The sequence below is a fragment of the Corallococcus praedator genome, assembly GCF_003612125.1.
In the GTDB taxonomy this organism is placed as follows: domain Bacteria; phylum Myxococcota; class Myxococcia; order Myxococcales; family Myxococcaceae; genus Corallococcus; species Corallococcus praedator.
This window is the reverse complement of record NZ_RAWI01000473.1, coordinates 1-6406: the sequence shown is the minus strand read 5'-3', so window position 1 is coordinate 6406 and position 6406 is coordinate 1. Positions and strand designations below refer to the sequence as shown.

Sequence of the window (6406 nt, the reverse complement as noted above, 5' to 3'; positions counted from 1 at the left end):
CAGTGTGTATAAGAGACAGGTACGTGGCGGGGCGGCGGGCGCGGGACGGGGCCGTGCGGCTCCAGGCCGCCCAGGTGGTGACGGTGGTGCTGGAGGAGGCGGGCCAGAGTCCGCTGGAGGCCTCCGGGCCGGCCGCGCCGCTGCGCGTGCTGTTCGAGGACGAGGACGTGCTCGCGGTGGACAAGCCCGCGGGCCTGAACGCGCAGCCCACGGAAGGGCGCGTGGGTGCGAGCCTCGTGGACGTCGTGGGGGCGCACCTGGGCCGGACAGCGGGGCTCGTGCATCGGCTGGACCGGGAGACGTCCGGGGTGACGGTGTTCGGCAAGTCCGCGCAGGCCACGTCCGCGCTGGCGGAGGCGTTCCGGGAGGGCACCGCGCGCAAGCGGTATCTGGCGGCGACCGGGCCGGGGCTTCCGGAAGGCGGCACGGTGGACCTGCCCCTGTCGAAGGACCCGTCGCGTCCCGGGCGCTGGCGGGCGACCCGCGCGGCCAATGGCGTGCCCGCGTGGACGGACTACCGCAGGCTGTTCGCGAACGAGGCGTTCTGTCTGGTGGAGCTGCTGCCCCGGACGGGCCGCACGCACCAGCTCCGGGCGCACCTGACGGCGCTGGGCACGCCCATCCTCGGGGATGCGCGCTATGGCGGGGCGGGAAGCGCGGGAGGACTGCTGGCGCCGCGCTGCCTGCTGCACGCGCAGGCGCTGGAGCTGGGCCATCCGCGCACGGGCCAACCGCTGCGGTTGGAGGCGGCGGTGCCGGAGGACCTGCGGGCCTTCTTCGTCGCGGCGGGGGTCCGGATGCCCGAAGGTCCCTTTGGGGACGGCGATCCCGTCTGACCCCGAGTCCCGGATTGCCCGGCGGGGGCGGACGGGGCCCCACCGCACCGCGCATCGTGTGTAGACTGGGGACTTCATGGGTGGCGGGACAAACGGCAAGGGTCCTGGGACGCCGGAGCCTCCTCTTCGCGGGCCGGGACTGGCCCAGCGCGGAGAAGACGTGCTCGGCGCGGCGGACGCGGTCTGCCGGGACGCTGCCCGCCTGCTTCGTGAGGGACAGGCGGCCCGGGCGTACTCCGGGCTGGTCGCGGCCAGCCGTTCACTGTCGATGACGCCCCGGCTGGCGGCCACGCTGGTGCGGTGCGCGCTGAAGGCGGGCACGGAGCGCGCTGTCATCACCCTGCTGGACGCGGCGATGGTGACCGAGCGGGGCGCGGTGCGCCGCGAGGTGCGCCGACAGTTGTCGAGGGTGCTGCGCCGCACGGGCCAGGAGGCGCGCGCCGCGGCCGTGCTCAATGGGCTGCTGATGGATGCGCCCGACGACGCCCGGGCCCGGTACGTGCTCGACGTGCTGCGCGAGCGGCAGGCGAAGGCGAAGGGCGCGACGTCGCGGCGGACGGCCGAGGAGGACGAGGAGTCCCGGACGAAGACCGTGGAGGTGTCCGCCCTGGCCCTGTCGGATCCGGAGCGAGGGAACACCGTGGTGGAGTTGCCGACGGTGTCCGTCGAAGCGCGGGGCGCATCGTCGAGGGCCGCGCGAGCGGACACGGTGCAGGTCCCGCTGGGCGAATGGGCGGGGCTGGGACGGGCGACGGCGCGAGGGCCGGACTTTCCCTGGGAGGATGAGGGACCGGGCAAGGCGCGCGTGGTGACGCCTCCGCAGGGGGCGCGGCTGCCGTCGACGGCGGATGCCGAGAGGTCGCGAGGGATATCGCCTGTGGTGGCTTCGGCTGGGAGCCAGCCTTCCGCTGGGAGCGATGCCGAGAGGGTGCGCGCGCCGGCGCCGGTGCTTCCGGCTGTAGGGCCGCAAGCGGCGGTGGTCGAGGGACCGGTGGCGGCGGTGTCCGAGGAGCCGTCCCTCGACTCGCTGGAGTCAGCAGAGGCTCTGGAGTCCGAACACGCTGACGCTGTGATGTCGTTCCGTTCGACGGATCTGCCATTCGTGACGGCGGATACGGACCGACCCGTGAGGGAAGGCTGGACGGGGAGTGAGCCGGCGTCACCGGTGGGTGGTGCGTCGGTGGACGTGGCCGGGGCGTCACTGGATTCCCGCGAGGGAAAGGTGGCTCCGTCAGCGGTCGCTGATGTGAACGCTGGGGCGGGAGCCTCATCGACGTCGGCTGCCGGGCCTGGTTCGCTTCGTTCCCCTGGTGCAGGCACGGATGTGTCGTCGGAGTCGCCAGTACAGCCTGCGGTGGGCGTCCAGGCGATGGCGTCCGCCGCTGGGAATTCGACGCTGGAGCAGGGGCTGTCTTCTCAGTCCGATGCCATCCTCACGTTGGGCGTTTCCACCCACGCATCCGACGAGAAGTCGGCATCGCCGGGCGTGTCGTCGCCAGCGGATGCGGCCCTGACGTCTGATGAGCAGCTCGCTGTGGCGCTGGGTGTGTCGTCGCCAGCGGATGTGGCGCAGACGTCCGATGATCAGCTCGCAGCGGCGCTGGGCGTGTCCTCGCCGATGGATGCGGCGCAGACGTCCGATGAGAAGTCCGCTGCGACGTTGAGCCAATCGTCATCGGCGGACGTGGCGCAGCCGTCCGATGAGCAGCTCGCTGCTGCGCTGAGCGTGTCATCGCCGATGGATGTGACGCCATCACTCGGTGAGAAGTCCGCACCCCCATCGAGTGAGTTGTCGCCGCTGGACGTGGCACAGGTGTCCGATGAGAAGTCCGCTGCTCAGCGCGTGGAATCTCCGGCAGGTGTGACGCCGTCGCTGGATGCGGGAGCGCCTGTCTCAAGCGCGTCTTCCCCAGTCGATGTGATGCCGGCTCCCGCCGATGGGAAGTCCGCCGCTCCGACCGTGGCCTCGCCCGTCGATGTGATGCAGGCGTCCGATGAGGGGGGCGTCGCATCAAACGCGCCTTCACCCGCCGACGTGCCGCAGGCGATCGCTGAGAAGCCCGCTGCGGCACCGATTGCGTCCTCGCAGGTCGAAGTAAGGACCCAGGCGCTCGACGAAAAGGCCGATGCGTCCAGCGTGCCCTCACGGGTCGAAATGGCGCCCGCCACCGATGCAGCGGTCGCGATGTCGAGCGCATCGTCGTTCAAGACCACGCAGCCACCGGATGCGCAGGCGGCGGCGACTGGTGTGTCGGTTCAGGGCGAAGCGCCACAGGAGACAGAGGGTCTTCCGAAGGCCGCGGAGGCACACCCGACGGCGCAGTCGCGCCCGCTGCCCCAGTCCGCTCCACTGTCAGATGCGGAGGTTCCGTCAAAGCACCCCGGCGCGAAGTCGACCGATGCAGCGCCTCCGTCCTCGCAACGCGACGCCTCTTCACTGACGAACTCCGACGCCAGGGAGGATGCTCCGTCGCCCCTCGCTTCGAATGCAGAGGCCACGCCTCCACCGGCGCGAACTCCAGCTTCGCTCGGAGCGGCGTCGGTATCCGGGGGGCCTTCAACGTCGCTCGAAGGTGCGTCGGCTTCGGAGTCCATCCCGCCACGCACGTCGGAGTCCTCGCAGAAGACGGCTGCCGACAAGGATGCCGTAGGGCGCAAGCCTTCGCGGGTGCTCGACTCCGTGCTGGTGCAGGGCGCCCCATCGCACGCCTTCGATGAGGACGAGTCGACGTCGGAGATGATCCTTCCACGTCCGCCCGAGCCGGTCGTGGCCGGTGCGCCTTCAAAGGCGGTCGATGCGGACAAGTCGAAGCCGCGTCCGCTCAGCGCGGTGCTGGTGCCCGGCGCCCCGGCGATGGCGTTCGACGAGGAGGAACCGACCTCGGAGATCATCCCTCCCGCGAAGGCCGATGCGGAGAAGGACGCGCTGTCGTCACCCCAGGCGCGTGATGAGAAATCGCGAGCGCAGCCACCAGCTTCGTCACCTCGACGGACCACTGTGCTGGTGCCCGCCGCATCGAATCCCGCTTTCGATGCGGAGGAGTCGACCTCGGAAGTGATCCCTCCTCCAGGGGATGCCGCGCCGTCGTCAGCCACGCCAGCGCGCGACTCCGGCCGCTTCCCTGCGGTGAAGCCCTCCGGAAGTGGCGCCGACGCGGCTCCGGGTGGGGATGCCGCCGCGTCTTCCTCCGTGCCCTCGCCGGAAGAGGGCGCGGAGCTGGTCCGTTCGCAACGTGAGGAATCCCAGCTCATCGCGCGCCGTGCGTGGCGTGAACTGGCCCAGCTGTACCTCAAGCGTGCCGACCGCGCGAAGGACGCCCCCGCGCGCGCCGAAGCCCTGACGCGGCTCGCGGAGGTGATGGAGAACGAACTCCAGGACTCCGCGGGCGCGGCTCGCATGTACCGGGAGATCGTCGAGCTGACCGGTGAGCGCACCGCCCTGCGTGAACAGGTGCGGCTGTTGTCCCTGCGCGAGGACGCGTCGCTCGTGCGCCGTGCGCTCGACGACGCGATCAAGCGGGCGCGGACGTCCCGGGCCCGGGCCATCGCCCTGCTGACGCGCGGAGAGCGACAGCTGAACATGGGCGCTCCCGCGAAGGCGCGCGAGGACCTGGAGGCGGCGGAGGCGCTCGTGTCGGGCCTGCTGCCGGTGCTCGCGGGGCTCGTGCGCTGTGTCTCCGACGAGGAGCGCCCCGCCCATACCGAACGTCTGCGCGCCGCTTGTGCCGCTGCGCCCCGCCGCGCTCCGGATCGCCTGGATGCGCTAAGGGTGCTCGCGCAGACGGCGGAGGAATCGCTCGGGGATCTGCGCATCGCGCAGTGGGCCTGGGCCGAAGTGCTCGCGGAGAGCCCGGACAGCGAACAGCCTCGGGAGCACCTGTTGGCGCTCGCGCGTCGGCTGGGGGACCTACCCGCGCTCAGTCAGCTCCTGCACGCGCAGCTCGCCCGCGAACCCCGCGGGCCCGCCGCTCGCAAGGCGCACCTGGAGCGAGTGGCCACGCTGGAGGCCATGGGCGACGCGGGCGCGGCGCTGGCGGAGCTTCGCCAGGCGGTGCGCTTCGAGCCGGGCCACAAGGAAGCGTGGTTGTTGCTCGCGGACCGCTGCACCGAGCGCGAGCAGATGGGCGAAGCCGCCTGGGCGCTGGAGAACGCGGCCACCGCGACGGAAGACGACGAAGAGCGCCAGCGCATGTGGGAGCGGCTCGCGCTCTTCTGCCGCGAAGTGCTGCACAACACCGAGCGGGCCCGCACCTACGCCCGCCGCGCTGAAAGCCTGCGCAAGTCCCGCGATGCGCGCGCCCGTCCGCCTCCGCCGGAACCTCCGCGCACCGCGCCCGCGCCGGCGCTTGGAGTGCCGCCGCCCTCGGTGCTCGTGGCGCCTCCGGTTCCCACGGGCCGCGTCCCGGTCAAGAGCAAGGACCTGTCCGACGAGGTGACGTCCAACACCGACGTCGGCTCGCTGGTCGCGGCCGAGCAGTCCTCGCCCGCCGCCGAGCAGCGCCCGGTCCAGGCGAAGGACGGTGCGGCCCGGAAGTCCGCGGCGTCTGGCGCGAAGTCGTCTTCCTCGAAGTCGGACCGGGGAACCCCAGGGGCGGAGGATGCGGCGGAGGTGTCCCGCGCGGCGTCCGCGAAGGCCTCGGCGGGAAGCCACGCGCCGGTCGCGGAGGCAGGGGCAGGGGCGCGCAAGTCGGGCGTCGTGAAGGCACCCTCCGGGAGTCACGCCTCGGTGTCGGGTGCCGCTCCGGGCGAGGACAGCTTCCGTCGTCCCACGTCCGCGAAGGCCGCGTCTGGCAGCGCTGCTTCGGCAGCGGACACGTCACCGAACGCGGAGGTGCCCCTCAAGTCCTCTTCGGGAAGTCCCACGCCTGGCGATGATGCCGCGGCGAAGGGGCGCAAGCCCGGCGCCGTGAAGGCACCTTCGGGAAGTCACGCACCGGTCGGAGCTTCCACAGCGGGACGTAAGTCCAGTGCAGAGAAGGCCCCATCCGGAAGTCATGCACCGGTTGAAGCTTCCACGGCGGCGAGCAAGCCCGGCGCCGCAAAAGTCCCGTTGGGAAGTCACGCACCGGTCGAAGCTTCCACGGCGGGACGCAAGTCCAGCGCCGTGAAGGCCCCAACGGAAAGCCCTCCCTCGCTTGCGGATGCCGCACCTGGGCCGAGCACTTCGGCCCGTGCCTCCTCTTCGAAGTCCGCGCGCGGAGCCGCGACAAGTTCGGGGCAGGCGTCGGACACGGGGCTGCCCGTCCGTGGTCCAGCGCCGATGCGGGAGGATGAAGCTCCGGGGGGCGCCACCGGTCGCAATCCGCGCGTTCCCGCCGCTCCTCCCCGAGAGCGGACGACGGCCTTCGGCGCCCCCATCGAGCCCGATTCCGAGCCTGTGCCCTCACAGGTTCTGGCCGCGCCTCCCACGCCTTCCGCCGTCTCGCGCAAGGCCGCCGCCTCCACCCCGGCCGCATCACGAGATCCAGGCCCCGCGACGCCCAAGGCCCGCGCGTCCGCGCCCTCCCGGGCCGACAGTGCCCGCCCACCGCCGGCCGCTCCTCCCTCGCATCCCTGGGACGACGAGGAGG

At 72.0% G+C, this 6406-nt stretch carries 2 protein-coding genes; both read left to right on the top strand.

Annotation, left to right across the window (positions count from 1 at the left end; translation table 11 throughout):
* Window positions 1-836: RluA family pseudouridine synthase (locus D7Y13_RS36440; RefSeq protein WP_147452580.1), on the top strand; the 836-nt coding region annotated here is incomplete at its 5' end.
* A 76-nt stretch (window positions 837-912) separates the two neighbouring features.
* Window positions 913-6406, top strand: a 5494-nt coding sequence (locus D7Y13_RS46050) for a hypothetical protein (protein ID WP_158626185.1), incomplete at its 3' end; no start/stop codon positions are given.